Genomic DNA, 18,047 nt, shown 5'->3' with positions numbered 1-18,047 from the left:
GGCATCTGGTTCGAGTAGTCTTTGGTGCTCACGATGTTGACGAGGCCGCCGCGCTGTTTGGCGATGTTCACATCGCCGGGCGTCCAGGTGGCTACGGCATCGGCCACCACGTCCACTTTCACGCCGGTGTTTTTGCCGTTCACCACTTTTGTGCGGGCTTCGGGCTTGCCGAGGATGTACTTCTCGGCGGCCACTAGGAAGTCGGAGGCGGCCATGAAGTTCACGGCTTCGGGGTCGTAGGTGGTTTCGTCGGGGTTCACTTTCAAGCCGTTGTCGGCGCACCATTTCAGGGCGATGTTCTGGTCGCCGTCGCGCAGGTAGCAGGCAATGGTTTTGCCCAGGGCCGTTTTGGGGTTGTCGAGCCACTCTTTCGGGCCCATCAGCTTGTCTTCGCCGAAGGATTTTCCCACCGAATACGGGATGATTTGCAGCTGCGTGCCGGCCTTTTTCAGCTCCGTTTGCACGGCCGAGAAGCCGGGCAGGCCGTCGCCCATGATGCTCACAATCAGGCCCGGCGTGGCGGGGTTGTTTTGCAGGTCGAGGGCGTTTTTCACCAGGTCGGCCTGCATCTTGCTCACGTCGTCCTGACGCACAATTTGCATGTCCAGGCCATTGGCAGCGGCCGCCGAGCCCATTGTGGAGCGGGCGCCGCCGTTGGCCAGCATGCCGGCCATCTGGCTGTTCCAGGCCATCACTTCCCAGGTGAGGGGCGTGCCCTTATCGGCCGGGGCGGTGCCGGGCATGGGGGCCAGCGGCACCACGATGTTGGCCCGGCTGCCGCCGGTGGCCGTGGGCAACTCAATCGAGTTCAAAAGCACCGACTGCGTGTCGGCTTTCTTAAAGACGGCACCGCTGGAAACCAGCTTGTTGATGCCGAAGTACAGGAGGCCCACGAGGAGGAGGCCAATGATGAATTTACCGCGGGTAGTCATTTTAGTATGGGCAAAAGGAGGGTGATGCGCCCGTTTTGGGCGCTAGGTTTTTCTCGGTTTTGGTAAGGTTGGTTAGCGGCTGGCCGTAGCGCTAGCGGCTGCGCAGGCCGTCATGCTGAGCGAAGCTGAAGCATCTCTACCGCTTCGTTTGGCCGGTTGGATTACTACTGAGGTAGAGATGCTTCGGCTACGCTCAGCATGACGTTCAGTAGGAGAGGAGTCTCCCGGCTGGCCCAGCAGGCCCACCAGGCCGCAGGCCAGCAAAAAGCTAATCAAGCAGGCTAGAATAGGCATCATCGGAGGCTTTTTTGGTGGTGAGGATATTCTGGGGAGCTTGCGGTTTTTCGTTGAGCACGGCGTTGAATTCGCCTTTCTGGTATTGGTCGAGCAGGCGCTGGCCTTTCTCGCTCATCACGCCGTTCTGGATGTCCATCTCCTTGACGAACTCCTGGCTGTAGCGCATGGCTTGTTTAATCTGACCCAATTGCTGGGCCATGTCCTCGGCCACGCGGTCGGTGGCCAGGTCGAAGAAATACTTCTTGTCGGGGTCGCCGCGCAGGATGTTCATCGCGGCGCGCATGCCCGAGCTGGTGCGTTTTACCAGGGCGTACTCGTCTTTCAAGAGGTTGACTTTGAACTTGCTGCCGTCAATCTGGCGCAGGGCGGCTTTCAGAATCTGGCGCATCACCAGGCTCACGTTGGCCGTGGTGGTGGCCATGGGCTGCAGGCGCTGGTTGTAGTCCTGAATCTGGGCGGCGCGCATGGCGTAGCTCTCGGCGGCGTCCTTTTCGCCCTGGCGGGTGGCTGAGTCGGCCAGCGCCAGGTACTCCTTAATCTGGGTGGTGTTGGCGGCCAGCTTGCGCTTCACCAGCTCGTGCGCGCCTTCGATGTTGGTGACTTCGGCGTCCATCTTGCGGGCCTCCTTCTCGGTATTCGAGATGTAGTCCTCCATGATGCCGATGGGGTTGGTGTTGACGAAAATGCCCGCCATCGAGCGGAGGATGCGCTGCCCGGCGTACCACAGCCCGGCGTGGATGCGCTTATTCGTGGCGAGCAGAAACAGCACGAACAGCGTGCCGAGCCCGATGCCCAGCTTCACGGTGTCGAACACCATGTCGACAAGGAAGGGCAGGATGCTGCCCCAGAAGTACACTGCCGTACCCACCAGTCCGAGGAGGACCACGCGGCCGGCAATTTTTTCCGGCTGCTGCCACTTGGGGAGGCCGGGGGCGGAATCGAAAGAAGGAAGTGCGTTCATGGCGTTGGTATTGGGGGGGGAGGTGGTGGCCGGTGCGGCCGTTAGTTGGTTACCTCCTGCTTATGCCAATACCAATGCCGTTTCGGGGATTATGTGGGAGGGATTTAGTTAGCTATTGGTTTTCAGTGCGATAATAAAAAATCCCCGCCGGGCGCAGGGCCGGGCGGGGATGAATTTTTTCAGAATGGAAAGCGGATTTTTTCAAATCAGCAAGGCCGCAAGGCGGGCGATGAGGACTCGTGGCCGTCATGCAGAGCGCAGCGAAGCATCTTTACCGCGCAACGCAATCAATCAAAAAGGAATAGTGGTGGCGGTAAAGATGCTTCGCTACGCTCTGCATGACGGCCTTTTATCCTAACGTCTGCGGCCCCGTTTACCGCACCAGAATCAGCGCGGAATTGCCGGGGACCTGCACGCCGCTGGTTACTTCGAGCACGTCGAGGCCTTCTTCCTGGATTTGGTTGCCGCGCAGGACTACTTTGTAGGTGTCGCGGGGCAAGGGCACGCTCCATGCCGAGCGGTTGCCGTTGAAAATGACGGTGATGGTGTTCCAGGTGTCGCCGCCGGCGTGGTCTTTCAGCTGGTAGGCGATGATGCCGGGGGCCATGTTCGGTAGGAATTCGAGGTGCTGCTGGATGAGTTCGGCGGAAGGCAGGCGGAAGGCGGGGTGGCCCTTGCGCAGGGCCAGCAGCTTGCGATAGAACTCGTACACACCCACGTATTTGGCTTTGCGGCCCCAGTCAATCTGGTTCACGCTGTCGGGCTGGTTGTAGGAGTTCGAGGAGCCGCCCTTGGTGCGCAGAAACTCGTCGCCGACCGGCAAAAATGGCACGCCCTGCGAGGTGAACACGATGGTGTTGCTCAGCAAATCCATCTTGATGAGTGAGTCTTCGGAGGTGTTGGGGTTCGAGGCTTTGAGCTTGTCCCAGAGTACCCGGTCGTCGTGACAGGCCACGTAGTTGATGGCTTGGGAGGGCGCGCCGGCCCACGGGGCTTTCGAGTAATTGACCTTGGTGTAATCGAGCTGCGGGTGCTGGGTGGCGGCCACGATGCCGAATTTCACGCTCTCCTCCAGGCCGGGCTGGCCGCTGGCGAAGCCGGGTTCGGTCTGGTGGGCGTAGTGGCCCTTCACGCCGTCGCGCAGCTCGTCGCCGAAGGCCGCGATGCGGTCCAGCTTCATCATGTTGCCTTTGAGGGCACGTTTGTTGTCGGGCAGGGGCGAGGGGCCGGCGGTCCAGCCCTCGCCGTAGATGAAAATGCTGTGGTCCTGCTGGTCCAGCGCCACGCGCACGGCGCGCATGGTTTCGATGTCGAGCACGCCCATGAGGTCGAAGCGGAAGCCGTCGGCGTGGTAGTGCTGGGCCCAGTAGGCCACAGATTCCACGATGAACTTGCGGACCATCGGGCGCTCGGAGGCCACTTCGTTGCCGCAGGCGGTGGCGTTACTCAGGGTGCCGTCGGGGTTGTGGCGGTAGTAGTAGCCGGGCACCAGCTGCTCGAAATTGCTGCGGCGGGCATCGGCGGTGTGGTTGTACACTACGTCTAAAACTACTCGCAGGCCGGCGCCGTGCAGGTTTTCGACCAGCTGCTTGAACTCGCGGATGCGGGCGGCGGGGTTGGTGGCGTCGGTGGAGTAGGTGCCTTCGGGCACAGTGTAGTTCTGCGGGTCGTAGCCCCAATTGTAGCGGTTGGCGCTGGCGGGCGCGGCTTCGTCGATGCTGGCGAAGTCGTTGGTGGGCAGCAGGTGCACGTGGGTCAGGCCCAATTCTACCAAATGGTCTAGGCCGGTGCTCACGCCGTCCGGGCCGCGCGTACCGGTTTGGGCCGCGCCCAGAAACTTGCCCTTGTGCCGCACGCCCGACTGCGGGTGCATGGTGAGGTCGCGGACGTGGACTTCGCCGATGACGATGTCGGTGGTCTGTTTCAGGGCGGGGCGGAGGTCGTCTTTCCAGCCCGGCGGCTCGGCGATGATGGGGTTGAACACGGCCCCGCGCAAGCCGTTCACGCCCACGGCGTGGGCGTAGGGGTCGGCCACTTCGGCCATTTTTTTGCCCGCAATGGTGGCCTGCACGGCGTAAAACCCGGTCGTGCCGGCGGGGAGGGTGTAGGTCCAGGTGCCGCCTTCGGCCTTGGTCATGGCGTAGTCGGCGGTGGTGGTGCCGCCGCTGCCGGTGGGGTAGAGCTTGAGGTGGAGGGCCTCGGCGGTGGGGGCCCACACACGCAGGGTGGCCTGGGCACCGCGCCAGGTCAGGCCCAGGTCGGGGCCGAGGTAGGTGGGGTAAGTGGCGTAGTCGGGTAGGGACGGAGCGGCTGAAGCCGGGGCAGGGGAGAGCAGCACAAGCAGCAGCAGTAGCGGGCGAATCATGCGGGCAAAGGTCGGGAGTAGGGGCGGAAATGTGGGCGGCATTTCTTTCGGATAAGATGGGATTGGCTGGGGGCTGGCGGCAAGTCGTGGATTGCCTCCGGCAAGTCGTGGATAAGGTCCGGCAGTTGTGGATAAGGTCCGGCAAGTCGTGGATAAGGCCCGGCAAGAGGTGGAATGGGTCCGGCAAGCCGTGGAATAGCTCTGGCAAGAGGTGGAATGGGTCCGGCAAGCCGTGGAGAACTGGCAACAAGTCGTTCGGAAGCTCCGGCAAGCCTGTGAATGCCTCCGGCAAGTGGTCCAGAGTCGGGGGCAACTGGTTCCGCGCCATTCGCAAGACGTTCAACGCCCTTACCACCCCCGTCCGAGCCTTCGGCTCGAACATCCCCTCCTTGGTAAGGAGGGGAGTCTTGTTCTGCCGGCCTCTTCTTGTCAAATCCTGCCCTTCCCCAACGGTAAAACGGTGCCCGCCGTCGATACAATTGCGGGGTGTGGTCGGTTTGGCCCGGCTTTGGGATAGGGAGTCAGCTATGTTTGTTTCGATTTCTCCCTCGTCTATGGCCGTCCTCACGCCCCGTCGCTACCTCACGCCGCTCATTCATGTGCTGGTGTGGGGGCTGTTCGGGCTCACGTTTTTGTTGTTTCAGCCGCTCACCGGGCGGCTCACCATGCCGCCGCAGTTCTGGCTGAAGCAGGGGCTCATGTTTGCCGCCTGGATTGCCACGTTCTACTTCACGTCCAAATTCACGGTGCCGCGCCTGCTGCTGCACGGGCGCACCGAGTGGTTTATCCTGGCCCTGATAGCCACGACGGTGGTGGTGCTCAGCTTCAGCAAGTTTCTGGAATCGGTGCTCGACCTGCCGGCGCTCATGGACAAGGCCTTTCAGGCCGCCGTGGGCCGGCCCCGGCTGAATCGGGGCGGCCCGCACATCGACACCATGGGCCTGCTCACCACCATGTTTGTGCTGGGCATCAGCACGAGCATCACGGTGGTGCAGAAGTGGCAGAAGGATGCCCAGATTCGGCAGACGCTGGAGCAGCAGCGCGTCAGCTCCGAGCTGTCGGTGCTCAAGGCCCAGATTAACCCGCACTTCTTCTTTAATACGCTTAATAACATCTACGCCCTCACGCTGCTCGATGGCGAGCAGGCCCGCGTGGCCATTCACCGGCTCTCGCGCATGATGCGCTACGTACTGTACGACACCGCCGGCGGCCTTACCTTATTGAGTCAGGAAATCGCCTTCGTGCAGGACTACATCACCCTGATGCAGCTGCGGCTCGATGAGCGCGTGACCGTCACCTTCGACCGCCCCGAGCCCGTGCGCGACGTGCCCGTGGCCCCCATGCTGCTGCTGCCCTTCCTCGAAAACGCCTTTAAGCACGGCGTGGCCGCCACCCAAAGCAGCAAAATCTACATCGGCTTGAGCCAGCCCTCGCCCGATGTGCTGGAGCTGGAAGTGCGTAACACCCTGCTCGCGCTGCCCAGCACCGACCTGGCCGGTAGCAACGGCATCGGCCTGGCCAACACCCGCCGCCGCCTCGACCTCCTGTACCCCGGCCGGTTCAGCCTGCTGGTGGATGACCACACGCCCGCCAACGAATTTCGGGTGCATTTGACCTTGCACGTTACGTAGGGCCGGGGTCGTACCCGGTAGGACCTGCCCCCGCCCGGACGCTCGCGCCGTTGCAACGACGCCGCCCAACGACGGGCGGGGGCATGCCCCGCCCCTACACCACAAATTGACAAGTATGAACCCTGCTAGCCTCCCGCCCCTCAAAACCATTGCCGTTGATGACGAACCTCTGGCCCTGGGCCTGGTCGTTTCCTTCATCCAGAAAACGCCGTTTCTGGAGCTGGTGGGCAAGTTCGGCAGTGCCGTGGAGGCCCTCAAGTACCTGCACGAGCACCCCGGCACCGTCGATTTGGCCTTCCTCGATATCCAGATGCAGGAGCTCAATGGCCTGGAGCTGGCCCGCGTGCTGGGCCCTACCGGCCCGCGCGTCATCTTCACCACCGCCTTCAGCCAGTACGCCCTGGATGGCTACCGCGTCGATGCGCTGGATTACCTGGTGAAGCCCTTCAACTACGAGGAGTTTCTGCGCGCCGCCGGCAAAGCCCGCGCCTACGCCGAGCTCACCTCACAGCACGCTACTGCCCCGGTTTCCACCGGCCCCGAGGAGGAAGAATACCTCTTCCTGAAAGCCGAATACCAGCTGGTGCGCGTGGCCCTGAGTGATATACTATATGTAGAGGGCCTGAAAGACTACGTGAAAGTCCACCTCAAAAGCACGCCCCGCGCCCTGCTGTCCCTCATGAGCCTCAAGGCGATGGAGGAGAAGCTGCCCACCCGGCGCTTCATGCGCATCCACCGCTCGTTCATCGTGGCGCTCGATAAGATTGAGGCCGTGCGCCGCCTCACCGTCCAGATTGGAGCCGTCACAATCCCCGTGGGTGACCAGTACAAAGACACGTTCCTGCAATTCCTCAGCCGCTGGAGCTGAGGAGCTTGATACCTGATACTAAAAAGAACGTCATGCTGAGCGCAGTCGAAGCATGACGTTCTAATTATTGTTTCCCGTTTCCCTCGTCCTCTCTCCGCCTTCTACCACCCCCGATGCCCCCCACACTCCCTGTCTTTCTGAGCTATGTTACCATTCACCTTTTCCGGGAGCCCCGCTCCCGGCCCGGCCCCCTGTGTGCGGGAGGCTGCTCCGCAATTGGCGGTGCTCTGCCTCTCAAGTAGCCTGGGCGGGCTGGAGCTGAACAGCCTAAAGTTCGCCGGCTGGATGCAGGAGCGCGGGTGGCGCGTCACGTTTTTCGCGCCGCCCGCCACGCCGCTGGCCATGTGGGCCGAAGACTGGTTTGTGCCCCTCGAAACGCTGGCCGTGCGCCGGGGCCTAGCCATGCCCCTCATGGCCTGGGCCCTGAAAGAGCAGCTCGAACGCCTGAACATCGACGTGCTGGTGGTGACGCAGAATAAGGACCTGCCCGTGGCCACGCTCGTCAAAACCCTGCTGGGCGGCCGCCTGCGCATTATTTACCAACAGCACATGCAGCTGGGCCGCCCCAAGCGCAGCCCCGTGCATACCCTGCGCTTCGGCTTGGTGGATGCCTGGCTGACGCCGCTGCCCGGCTTGGCCCGCGAAGTGGCCCACCTCACCCGCTTCGACATGGCCAAGCTGCACCTCGTGCCGCTGGGCCTGCCGCTGGAGCAGTTTGCGCCGCCCACCCACACACCCTTCGAAGCCCGCCACGAGCTGGGCCTGCCCCAGGACGTGCGCCTGCTGGGCATTCTGGGCCGGCTGGATGCCGGCAAGGGGCAGGATTTCGTCATCAACGCCCTGCACCACCTGCGCCAGCAGTACGGCTACGATGCCCACCTCGTCATCATGGGCGAGCCCACCCGCAACGAGGGCGACGACTACCTGCGCCAGCTTCAGCGGCAGGTGGCCCGGCTGGGCCTGCAAAACCAAGTGCACTGCCGGGGCTTTCGGGCCAATCCGGCCGTGTTCTACCACGCCATCGATGTCTTTCTGATGGCCTCCGAAAACGAAACCTACGGCATGGTGACCCTCGAAGCCCTGGCCGCCGGCGTGCCCGTGGTAGGCGCGGCCACCGGCGGCACCACCGAACTGGTGGAGCACACCCAGACCGGCCTGCTCTACCTGCCTGGCGACGTGGCCGCCTGCGCCCGCGCCATCCGCCGCACCTTTGCCGAGCCCGCCGCCACCCACGAGCGGGTGGAGCGGGCCCGCCTGGCGCGCTGGCACTACTCGCACCACCGCCAGTGCGCCCTCACCGAAGACGTGATTCGGGCGGTGGCGGCCGCGCCAGTGGCCACGCCTCGGGCCGCCCGGCAGCGGCACCGGTCCGTGAATACGGCCTTTGCCCACGCCGTAGCCTGATAGCGCAGCCCCGAAAAAAGCCCTTCCGGTCGATACAGTACCGGATTTGGCCGATATCGGTGCCGGCCGGCTTCCCCGGACCGGTAGTTTCACGGCATCAATTCAACTGCTCCCCGGGCCTCCGGGGTGGTTCATTTCTTCAAGCTATGAGTTCCGTTGTCAGGCTTCGTTTTTTGAGTGGGCTGCTGCTGAAGCTGGCCGTGCCCGCCGCCGTGCTGGGCCAGCACGACTGCCCTTCGTTCAGCACCCATCAACCCGAGCTGCGTGCCCTGAGGCCTGCGCCGGTTCCAGCCGGCCCGGCCGCGCTATCCCATAAGTCCTGTCATTCCTAAGCGGCCCGGCAGGCTGCGCGTGGCCACCCACCCGGCGGGGTTATCCCCGCCGGCAGCAGCGCCCAGCCCACGCCCCCGTCCCGGAATGGCAGGCACCATTACCAACCGCCGGCAGTTGCGCCGCCGTGCGTGCAACCACCGACCCCGGCTGTTGCCCGATGCCCCAGAAAGCCCTTGCACCTGCAAGGGCTTTTTTTGTACTTATCTGGGTAGGGGGATGCTTTAACCTCCTCCGAAGACGGTGGGAGCAGGGTTGTCATCAGCCGATTTTAGGTGCCTGAAGACCTGTTTTGGAAAAAAAAAGACCGATTTGACGCTACTGAAGAGGTTATTGGCAGAATATAAAGATTTGATAACGGAATCATGCCCTGAATCTAGTCTCATACAAATATCTTTACGCTCAACGTGTCCACCCTACGATAATTCGGTAAACCCCCTAACAACCCGTTTTTTATGAGAAACCCGTTACCCTGTTTTTCTTCCGCTATCGCCCGCAGCCTCGCGCTGCTGATGATGCTAATGTTACCCCTGCTTGGATGGGGGCAGGTTACGTTAAGCACAGGTGCTAGTAGCTACACCGAAACCTTTGATAACATTGGTGCCGGACTGCCCACTGGGTTTTCTGTTGTAACAGGTGCTACATCTTCAGCATTAGGAACAGCAGCGACTTTTACTTCAACGGCTACGAATTTCAATAGCGGTACTACTGGTTACCGTAACTACGCTTCTGCTGACGGTTTAGCATCAAATTCAACTTCCGCTGCTCAAACGGCTTCACCTGACCGGGCCATAGGGTTGAGGCAAACCAGTGCATTCGGGGACCCCGGAGCCGGGTTTGTCTTTCAAATTGCCAATACAACCAATATCTCAGCTTTGTCGGCAAGCTTCAAGCTCCAGTCGCTGGATGTCACATCAGGCCGTACCACCGTTTTTACCGTGGATTATCGAGTAGGAGCAACGGGTAATTTCACCGCTGTTACCCCATCGAGCGGCAGTACCTCGGTTGTTGGCTCTACATTCTCGAATTCAACCGTTACGGTAAACTTCGGAACGGCACTCGATAACGCCACCGGACCTGTTTACATCCGCGTTGTGACACTGGCTGCGACAACTGGTAGTGGTAACCGTGCAACTACGGGCTTCGATGATTTTGTCCTGAATTATACCTACACGGCTCCCCCCGCCGATACCACGCCGCCCGTTTTCGGCACTACCCCGGCCTCGCCTTCGGCCTCAGCTATTACCACGTCAAGCTTTCTGCTGTCGTCTACTATCAATGAAGTAGGCAAAACCTATTATGTGGTCCTGGCCAGCGGTGCCACCGCGCCCACAGCTGCGCAGGTGAAAGCGGGAAAAAATGCTGCCGGCACGGCCGTTACGCTATCCGGCAACTTCGCCAACCCCACTGCCAACACCGCTGCCACTTCGACGGTAAGCGGCCTCACGGCCAGCACTGCCTATGATGTATATGTAGTGGCCGAAGACGCCGTACCCAACCTGCAAGCTGCTCCCGTGCTGGTCGCGGTGACCACGCCCGCTCCGCCACCCACCATCACCACGGGCGGCATTTTGCCCACCACCGTGCTGGCCGGCAACGATGTGACGGTTTCCTACACCACCACCGGCACCTTCGACCCGGCCAACGTGTTCACGGCCGTGCTGTCCAACTCGTCGGGCAGTTTCGCCAGCGGCACCACTTTGCTGACCACTACCGGCTCCACGGCTACCTCGCTTACGGTCACCATTCCGGGGGCTACCACGGCCAGTTCGGCCTACCTCATCCGCGTAGTGGCCAGCAACCCCGTCACCACAGGTTCGAACTCGACCAATACCCTTACCGTGACCGCGCCGCTGGTAGCGCCCAGCGTGAGCACTACGGCCGCGTCGGCCATCACGGGCACCACCGCCACCAGCGGCGGTAACGTTACCTCGGACGGCGGCGCTACCATTACGGCGCGCGGCGTGGTATATAGCACCACTCCCAACCCGCAGATTGGCGGCAGCGGCGTGACCCAGGTAGCCGATGGAGCACCCGGCACGGGCACTTTCAGCAGCAGCCTCACGAGCCTCACGCCCAGCACTACCTACTACGTGGCCGCCTACGCCACCAACAGCGTGGGCACTACCTACGCCACCGATATTACCTTCAGTACGCTGTCGCCGCCCACGGCTACCACGGCTGCTACCACCGCCATTACGCCTACCACGGCCACCAGCGGTGGCACCGTGGCCGGTACCAGCATTACGGTACGCGGGGTCGTATTCAGCCTCACGCCGACGCCCCGTCTGGGAGGCTCCGGCGTGACTACGGTAGCCGGCGCATCGGGCGCGGGTACCTACAGCAGCAGCCTGACGGGCCTCACGCCCAGCACGGCTTACTATGTGGCCGCCTACGCCACCAACAGTGCCGGCACCGGCTACGGTGCCGATGTGATGTTTACCACCCCGGCTCCAACCCTCACCGCCACCCCCGGCAGCCTGAGCGGCTTCTCTAACTACGCCGGTACGGCCTCGGCCGAGCAGTCCTATGTGCTGGCCGGCAACGGCCTCTCTGCTCCGATTACCGTCACGGCTCCTGCGGGGGTTGAAGTTTCGCTGACCACGGGCACTGGCTTCGGTAGCACCGTATCGGTGCCCGTTGCCGGCGGCACCGTGTATGTACGCGTTGCGGCTGCTACGCCGGTGGGTCCGGTTAGTGGCACCATTACCAACGTATCGGGGGCAGCTTCGCAGGATGTGACGGTGAGCGGCACGGTGCTTTCGCCGCCGCTGCTGGCTTACACCTTCCCGGCTACAAGTTCCACCTCGCCCACTACCCAGGCTACCAACGTAACGGGTAGCGTCTTTTCGCGGGCCACGGGCCTCACCAGCTCTTCTGATACCCCGGACTTCCGGTCCACGGGTTTCCCCACTTCCACGGCTTCGCCGGCTGCTGGCTCGGCTACTGGCTATTATCAGTTCACCTTCACGGCCGCAGCCGGCAACACTGCCAACCTGACTACGCTCATTGTTTCGGACCGTAGCTCCGGCACCGGCCCCACCAAGTGGGAGGTCCGCACCAGCCTCGACGGCTACACCGCTACCGTGGGTGCCGTGCAATCCGGCCCTACCACCACCTTCACTCCCCGCACCGTGAACCTGACCGGCACGGCTGCCTTGTCGACCGTGACGGGCGCGGTAAGCTTCCGTATTTATGCCTACGGCGGCTCCAACAGCGCCAGCGGCACCTTTGGCGTTGATGACGTGAACCTGTTTGGCTCGCTCACGGCCGGCACCCCGCCCGCCGCCGAGCCCACCGTGCAGCCCACTGTCACGGCTTCGGGTGCTACCACTACTACCGTGCTGCTCAACCTGAGCGGTGGTGATGGCACCAAGCGCCTCGTGGTGGTGCGGCCTACCGCCGCCGCCGCTGTAGCCCCCGTTGATGGCACTACCTACACCGCCAATACCACCTACGGCAGCTCCACGGGTACCAACCCTACCACCGGCACCAACAACTTCGTGGTGATTGCCGATGGCAGCACCACCAGCCTCACCGTAACCGGGCTGGCTTCCGGCACCGCTTACACCGTGGAAGCCTACGCTTACAACGATAACGCCACGGCCGGCCTCGAAAACTACCTGACTACTGCGCCCGGCACTGCTACCTTCACCACGCTCACGCCCCCGGCCGTCACCTACCTCTGGAACGGTACCGGCACCAGCTACAGCGCGGCTACCAGCTGGACGCCCGCGCGGGCGTTGACTGCGGCCAGCGACGTCCTGTTATTCGATGGTACGGTGACCCCCACGGCCAACGTGACCCTCGACTTCACCACCCCCGAAACTATTGCGGCCCTCAAGCTGCAGGGCGGCGTTATTGCCACGCTCAGCACCGATGCCAACCGCACCCTCAACCTGAGCGGCGCGGCCACCCCGGCCAACCTCGTAGTGGGTACTGCCGACTCGCTGCGCCTGTATAACACGGTAACCAACGTGGGCCTTAACATTCAGCTCGCTACGGGAGCCACGGCCAGCATCGACGGCGGCATCGCGGCCGATGGCTCGGCCTTCAGCGCCGGTACCACGCACAAGATTCTGGGCACCAGTGCTACTCCAAACGCCATTGTGTTTCACACGGGCAGCGCCATCACGGCTACGGCCAACTTTAACGGCAACCTGTTTGGCAGCGCCGTCGCCTATGCCGGCACGGTGCTGTTTGAAGCCGGGTCGAGTTACTTTCAGCAGGGAGGTGCTTCGCCGTTCGGCGCGGCCGGCACCAGCGCCTCGACCACGTTCCAGAGCGGCAGCTACTTCCGTTTCGTTCCCGCCATTTCGGCTACGCCTTCGTTCTCGGGCCGCACCTACGGTACGTTCGTCTATAACCCCGGCTTCACCTCGGCACCCACCATTTCGGGGGGCAACCCGCTGGTAATCCAGAACGACCTGCGGGTACTCACCGGCAATCTGCCTATCAACCTCACCGGCAGCATTTCCATCAAGGGCGATATCAAGGTGGATGGCAGTGCCGTCCTGTCCTTCCTGCCAGGCTCCGTGCCCACGGCACCCCTGCAATTGAACGGCACCGCTGTGCAAACCATCGGCGGCACCAACACCAGCACAACCGCCCTGACCCTGAGTCCCAACGTAACGCTGCAAATCAACAACGCCCAGGGCGTGCTGCTCCAGCGTCCGCTCGAAGTGCCGGGCACCTTGCAGCTCACCAGCGGCAACATCACCACTTCGGGCACCAACCTGCTCACCCTCTCCAACAACGCTACCGGTGGCAGCGCCAGCAGCTTCGTGAATGGCCCGCTGGCCCGCGTAACGGATGTGGGCGCGGCCACCACGGTATTCCCGGTGGGCAAAGGCGCGTTCTACCGCCCCATCACGCTCATCAGCACGGCCCAGGCTGGTGCTTCGACCTACACCGCCGAGCAGTTTGAGGGCAACCTCAGCCGTAATTTGTCGACGGACCCCGGCAAAGGCACCGCGCCGCTGGCCCGCGTATCGTCGAAGCGCTTCTACACCGTCACGTCGTCCAACACGGCTCCCGGCAACTTCACCGGCACCATCACCCTCAGCTTCGGGGCTGAAGACTACGTGAACGTGCCCAGCAGCACCGATTTCGTGATTGCCAAGCGCGATGCTTCCGGCCCATTCGCCAACCAGTGGACCAACCTGGGCCGCTCGGCCAATACGGGCACCGATTCCGGGGCCGGTGGCCCCTCGGTAGCTGGCACGCTCACCTCGGCTTCGTTCTCTGATTTCTCCGACTTCGCCCTCGGCGCTCAAAATGACCTGTCCAACACCAACGTGCTGGAATCCATCAACCCGCTGCCCGTCCAGCTCACCGCCTTCAGCGCCCAGCGCCAGGCCGACAAAACGGTTGCGGTGAAATGGGCCACGGCCACCGAGAAAAACAGCGCCCGCTTCGAGGTGCAGCGCAGCTTCGATGGCCGTGAATTCGCTACGGTAGCCACCGTAGCCGCTCAGGGCAACAGCATGAGCCCCACAGCCTACGCCACCCTCGACAAAGCCGCTCCCGCCGCTAAGCTCTACTACCGCCTGCGTCAGGTGGACCTGGATGGCACCACCGCCTTCTCGCTGGTGGTCACGGTAGTCGGTTCGGGCGAAATCGCCAAGGTTGAGCTCTACCCCAACCCGGCCCACAGCCGCATCAGCTTCATCACCGAGGCGGCCACGCCCTACCGCGTGCTCAACCAGTTGGGCCAGCCCCTGCTGCGCGGCACCACCGAAGCCGGCACCGCCAGCATCGGCCTCGAAATCCTGCCCACCGGCCTCTACTTCCTGGAACTGCAAACGGCCGCCGGCCGCACCGTGCAGAAGTTTGAGAAGGAGTAACCGCCGAGAGGCAATCAACAAAAAAGCCCCCGTGCAATATGCACGGGGGCTTTTTTGTTGATTTATTGCCGATGTTAAGCCTCAATGTCCGTACATCGGTAGTTGCTTATACCGAGAAACTCTCGCCGCAACCGCACTCACGCGAGGCGTTGGGGTTGTTGAACTGGAAGCCCTTGCCATTGAGGCCGTCGGAGAAATCCAGCTCGGTGCCGGCCAGATAGAGGAAGCTTTTCATGTCAACCACCACGCGCACGCCTTTGTCCTCGAACTCCTGGTCCATGGGCCGCACTTCGTTATCGAAGTCCAGCTTGTAGCTCAGACCCGAGCAACCGCCACCCGCCACCGAGGCGCGCAGGCGATAGGTGTCATCAAGGTGCGCATCCTGAATCAGGCGAGCTACTTTTTCTTTGGCTTTATCAGATACGGTAATCATGGCAGTAGGAGCGGGGCCGGTTAGGCTTAAAAGCAAACCAAATGGGGCCGCAATTTAGACACATTATAAACAAGGCGGCGAATTTCTTTGTTCGCTCGCCCATCAAATAATTTATTCCGGCCCTTACGAGCTCGGGTTCAGCACCACGCTGAACACGGTAATCGTGTTCAAATCACGACCGAAATAGAGCTTGTCCAGCGCCTCATATACGTTGTGCGCCCGGAAATAGGACGTATGCAGCTCCCGGTCGTCGCGGGCGCGCCACTGCACCGTGTAGGAGCTTTCAGTATCGCGGAAGCTCTTCACGTAGCTCAACATTTTCTCCAGACACTCCACTTGGTCGCGCCCGGTTTCATAGCGAAACAGGAAGCTCTGCTGGTGGCGCGGGTTCACCGTAATCAGGTCGAGCCGGGTCTGGCCTTCCAATTCCCGAAACTCAAACTGTAGCTGCGCGGGCTCCAGGCCCAGATATTGCCGAATCTCGCGCTCCAGCCGGGCAATGTCAAATTCGTCCACTAATTGAATAAGTAAGTGAGTGAATGGGCAAAGTGAAAATGGGCGAATGGGTAAAATGACTTTACGCCACTTCACTCATTCACCCATTCAAAATTCACTCAATGATTAGTGGTGCGACAGCTCCAAGGCGGGCAAACCGTTTTTCACGCGGTAGTCCGAGATGGCCGACTTGATAGCATCTTCAGCCAGTACCGAGCAGTGGATTTTCACGGGCGGCAAAGCCAGCTCTTCCACAATCTCCATGTTGTCGATGGCCAGGGCCTCGTCGATGGATTTGCCTTTCAGCCACTCCGTGGCCAGCGACGACGAAGCAATAGCCGAGCCGCAGCCGAACGTCTTGAATTTGGCGTCGGTGATGGTGTTGGTGGCTTCGTCCACCTCGATTTGCAGGCGCATTACGTCGCCGCACTCGGGTGCGCCCACGAGGCCGGTGCCTACGTTTTTCTTGCTTTTGTCCAGCGTGCCCACGTTGCGGGGGTTGCTGTAGTGGTCAATTACTTTATCGGAGTAAGCCATTATTGTAGTGTTGAGTTTTGAAAGTTGAGTTTTGAATGTTTCGGAACGCTGAGTTTGAAGAGTAAAATGGTGCTAGTGCACATCATTCAAAACTCAACCCTCAACATTCAAAATTTCTAGTGTTCTGCCCACTCGATTTTGCTCAAATCGACGCCTTCCTTGAACATCTCCCACAGGGGCGACATTTCGCGGAGCTTGGTCACGGCCTCTTTTACGTGGCCGATGGCATAATCGATTTGCTCGTCGGTGGTGAAGCGGCTCAGGCCGAAGCGCAGGCTGCTGTGGGCCAGGTCGTCGCTCAGGCCCAGGGCCTTGAGCACGTAGCTGGGCTCCAGCGAAGCCGAGGTGCAGGCCGAGCCGGACGATACGGCCAGGTCTTTCACGCCCATCATCAGGCCTTCGCCTTCCACGTACTTGAAGCTGATGTTCGTCACGTGCGGCAGGCGATGCTCCACCGAGCCGTTGATGTAGCTTTCTTCCAGCGTGGTGAGTTCCTTTTCGAGGCGGTCGCGCATTTTGCTCAAGCGCTCGGTGTCGGCTGCCATTTCGAGGCGAGCCAACTCGCAAGCCTTGCCCAGACCCACGATGCCGGGTACGTTGAGGGTACCCGAGCGCATGCCGCGCTCGTGGCCACCGCCGTCCATTTGGGCGGTTACTTTCACCCGGGGGTTCTTGCGGCGCACGTAGAGAGCACCCACGCCTTTCGGGCCGTACATTTTGTGGGCGGTGAAGGCCATGATATCGATGCCATCGGCCAGCACGTCAACTGGAATCTTGCCAACGGCCTGGGTGCCGTCCGTCATGAACAGGGCACCGTGGGCGTGGGCAATTTTGGCGATTTCGTGAATGGGCTGGATGGTGCCCGTCTCGTTGTTGCCGTACATGATGGTCACGAGAATCGTCTCGGGGGTCATCGCGGCTTCGAGGTCGGCGAGGCTGATGAGGCCTTTTTCATCGACGGGCAGGTAGGTTACCTTGCCGCCCAGTTTCTCGATGTGCTTGCAGGTATCGAGCACGGCTTTGTGCTCGGTGGTGGCGGTGATAATGTGGTTGCCTTTCTGGCTATACATCTCGAACACGCCCTTGATGCCCAGGTTATCCGACTCAGTAGCGCCCGAGGTGAAGATGATTTCCTTCGCGTCGCAGTTGATGAGCTTCGAAATCTGCTCGCGGGCGTAGTCCACGCCTTCTTCAGCGGCCCAGCCGAAGGGGTGGTTGCGGGAAGCCGCGTTGCCGAATACATCGGTCAGATAAGGCATCATGGCCTCCAGCACACGCGGGTCGAGCGGCGTGGTGGCGTTGTTATCGAGGTAAATGGGGAGCTTCAGCATTGCGCGCAGCGGTATAGCAAAAAGATAAACCAATGAAAGCTTGGTCGGCCTTTAGAACACGGTTCGGGGGCAATCAGTTTTCTTTGGTCCTACAAAAGTAGACACAATCTAAATAAGGAAATGCGCCGACTTACGGCAACGGCGCTAAATGCGCGGTAAAACCGTCTTTTTTGCCCGGCCAGCGGCATTCTTTCCCGAAATCCCCACCCATGATTACCAACCTCGAACACCTCGGCCTAGCCGTAAATGACTTGGAAGCTGCCACCGCGCTCTACACCAAGCTGCTCGGCGCGGCTCCCTATAAGAAAGAGCACGTGGCCAGCGAGGCCGTAGATACCGTCTTCTTTCAGGTAGGCGGCTCGAAGATTGAACTGCTGGCCGGTACTTCGCCGGATAGCGCCATCACGAAATTCCTGGCCAAAAAGCCGGAAGGCATTCACCACGTAGCTTTTGAAGTCGATGATATTCGGGCCGAGATGGCGCGGCTGAAAGGGGAGGGCTTCGTGTTATTAAATGAAGAACCCAAGCGCGGGGCCGATAACAAGCTGGTGTGCTTCGTGCATCCGAAAAGCGCGGCCGGCGTATTGGTGGAACTGTGCCAGACTATCAAGTAGCGC

At 61.4% G+C, this 18,047-nt stretch carries 13 protein-coding genes; 6 read left to right on the top strand and 7 right to left on the bottom strand.

Annotated features, from left to right (window positions below):
• The 3 genes from AAFH49_RS08640 to pulA all read right to left on the bottom strand — a co-directional run.
• Positions 1–932, bottom strand: a 932-nt coding sequence (locus tag AAFH49_RS08640; RefSeq protein ID WP_342297347.1) for a hypothetical protein, incomplete at its 3' end; no start/stop codon positions are given.
• 268 nt (positions 933–1,200) lie between these two features.
• Entirely contained in the window at positions 1,201–2,190 is a 990-nt protein-coding gene (locus AAFH49_RS08635; protein WP_342297346.1) for a PspA/IM30 family protein, read from the bottom strand.
• A gap of 373 nt (positions 2,191–2,563) precedes the next feature.
• Positions 2,564–4,555: a type I pullulanase gene (gene pulA, locus AAFH49_RS08630; protein WP_342297344.1), complete on the bottom strand. Its 1,992-nt coding sequence runs from the start codon at positions 4,553–4,555 to the stop codon at positions 2,564–2,566.
• A gap of 554 nt (positions 4,556–5,109) precedes the next feature.
• Between pulA and AAFH49_RS08625 the strand changes: the two genes are divergently transcribed.
• From AAFH49_RS08625 to AAFH49_RS08605, 5 genes are all read left to right on the top strand, one after another.
• A complete protein-coding gene (locus AAFH49_RS08625) occupies positions 5,110–6,186 on the top strand; it encodes a sensor histidine kinase (RefSeq protein ID WP_342297342.1) in 1,077 nt (358 codons plus the stop codon).
• Positions 6,187–6,301: 115 nt separating this feature from the next.
• Positions 6,302–7,054 (top strand): LytR/AlgR family response regulator transcription factor, encoded by a 753-nt coding sequence (locus AAFH49_RS08620; protein WP_342297341.1) that lies wholly within the window; start codon positions 6,302–6,304, stop codon positions 7,052–7,054.
• A 144-nt stretch (positions 7,055–7,198) separates the two neighbouring features.
• Positions 7,199–8,458, top strand: a complete 1,260-nt coding sequence (locus tag AAFH49_RS08615) for a glycosyltransferase family 4 protein (protein WP_342297340.1) — start codon at positions 7,199–7,201, stop codon at positions 8,456–8,458.
• Positions 8,459–8,604: 146 nt separating this feature from the next.
• Positions 8,605–8,790, top strand: coding sequence for a hypothetical protein (locus AAFH49_RS08610; protein WP_342297339.1), 186 nt, complete (start codon positions 8,605–8,607; stop codon positions 8,788–8,790).
• 1,092 nt (positions 8,791–9,882) lie between these two features.
• Positions 9,883–14,634, top strand: a complete 4,752-nt coding sequence (locus AAFH49_RS08605; protein ID WP_342297338.1) for a T9SS type A sorting domain-containing protein — start codon at positions 9,883–9,885, stop codon at positions 14,632–14,634.
• Positions 14,635–14,740: 106 nt separating this feature from the next.
• On the opposite strand, the gene AAFH49_RS08600 is transcribed toward AAFH49_RS08605, so the two are convergent.
• From AAFH49_RS08600 to AAFH49_RS08585, 4 genes are all read right to left on the bottom strand, one after another.
• On the bottom strand, positions 14,741–15,067 hold the full coding sequence (locus AAFH49_RS08600; protein ID WP_342297336.1) for a HesB/IscA family protein: 327 nt from the start codon (positions 15,065–15,067) through the stop codon (positions 14,741–14,743).
• Between the two features lie 123 nt (positions 15,068–15,190).
• Positions 15,191–15,583: a hypothetical protein gene (locus tag AAFH49_RS08595; RefSeq protein WP_342297334.1), complete on the bottom strand. Its 393-nt coding sequence runs from the start codon at positions 15,581–15,583 to the stop codon at positions 15,191–15,193.
• A gap of 105 nt (positions 15,584–15,688) precedes the next feature.
• Positions 15,689–16,099 (bottom strand): Fe-S cluster assembly scaffold IscU, encoded by a 411-nt coding sequence (gene iscU / locus AAFH49_RS08590; RefSeq protein ID WP_168673962.1) that lies wholly within the window; start codon positions 16,097–16,099, stop codon positions 15,689–15,691.
• A gap of 116 nt (positions 16,100–16,215) precedes the next feature.
• Entirely contained in the window at positions 16,216–17,430 is a 1,215-nt protein-coding gene (locus AAFH49_RS08585; protein ID WP_342297332.1) for an IscS subfamily cysteine desulfurase, read from the bottom strand.
• Positions 17,431–17,639: 209 nt separating this feature from the next.
• Between AAFH49_RS08585 and mce the strand changes: the two genes are divergently transcribed.
• Positions 17,640–18,044, top strand: coding sequence for a methylmalonyl-CoA epimerase (mce, locus tag AAFH49_RS08580; protein ID WP_342297330.1), 405 nt, complete (start codon positions 17,640–17,642; stop codon positions 18,042–18,044).
• The last annotated feature ends 3 nt before the right edge of the window (positions 18,045–18,047 follow it).

Origin of the sequence: Hymenobacter segetis, assembly GCF_038448715.1 — a bacterium.
GTDB classification, from domain to species: Bacteria; Bacteroidota; Bacteroidia; order Cytophagales; family Hymenobacteraceae; genus Hymenobacter; species Hymenobacter segetis.
Note: the sequence above shows the minus strand (reverse complement) of the source record. Positions and strands in the feature narration are given on the sequence as shown.

What these genes read in the sequence shown, in the direction of transcription:
- AAFH49_RS08600 (WP_342297336.1), bottom strand. Translation starts at nt 15,067, where the DNA reads ATGATTACCGTATCTGATAAAGCCAAAGAAAAAGTAGCTCGCCTGATT.
- mce (WP_342297330.1), top strand. Translation starts at nt 17,640, where the DNA reads ATGATTACCAACCTCGAACACCTCGGCCTAGCCGTAAATGACTTGGAA.
- iscU (WP_168673962.1), bottom strand. Translation starts at nt 16,099, where the DNA reads ATGGCTTACTCCGATAAAGTAATTGACCACTACAGCAACCCCCGCAAC.
- AAFH49_RS08585 (WP_342297332.1), bottom strand. Translation starts at nt 17,430, where the DNA reads ATGCTGAAGCTCCCCATTTACCTCGATAACAACGCCACCACGCCGCTC.
- AAFH49_RS08625 (WP_342297342.1), top strand. Translation starts at nt 5,110, where the DNA reads ATGGCCGTCCTCACGCCCCGTCGCTACCTCACGCCGCTCATTCATGTG.
- AAFH49_RS08620 (WP_342297341.1), top strand. Translation starts at nt 6,302, where the DNA reads ATGAACCCTGCTAGCCTCCCGCCCCTCAAAACCATTGCCGTTGATGAC.
- AAFH49_RS08615 (WP_342297340.1), top strand. Translation starts at nt 7,199, where the DNA reads ATGTTACCATTCACCTTTTCCGGGAGCCCCGCTCCCGGCCCGGCCCCC.
- AAFH49_RS08635 (WP_342297346.1), bottom strand. Translation starts at nt 2,190, where the DNA reads ATGAACGCACTTCCTTCTTTCGATTCCGCCCCCGGCCTCCCCAAGTGG.
- pulA (WP_342297344.1), bottom strand. Translation starts at nt 4,555, where the DNA reads ATGATTCGCCCGCTACTGCTGCTGCTTGTGCTGCTCTCCCCTGCCCCG.
- AAFH49_RS08610 (WP_342297339.1), top strand. Translation starts at nt 8,605, where the DNA reads ATGAGTTCCGTTGTCAGGCTTCGTTTTTTGAGTGGGCTGCTGCTGAAG.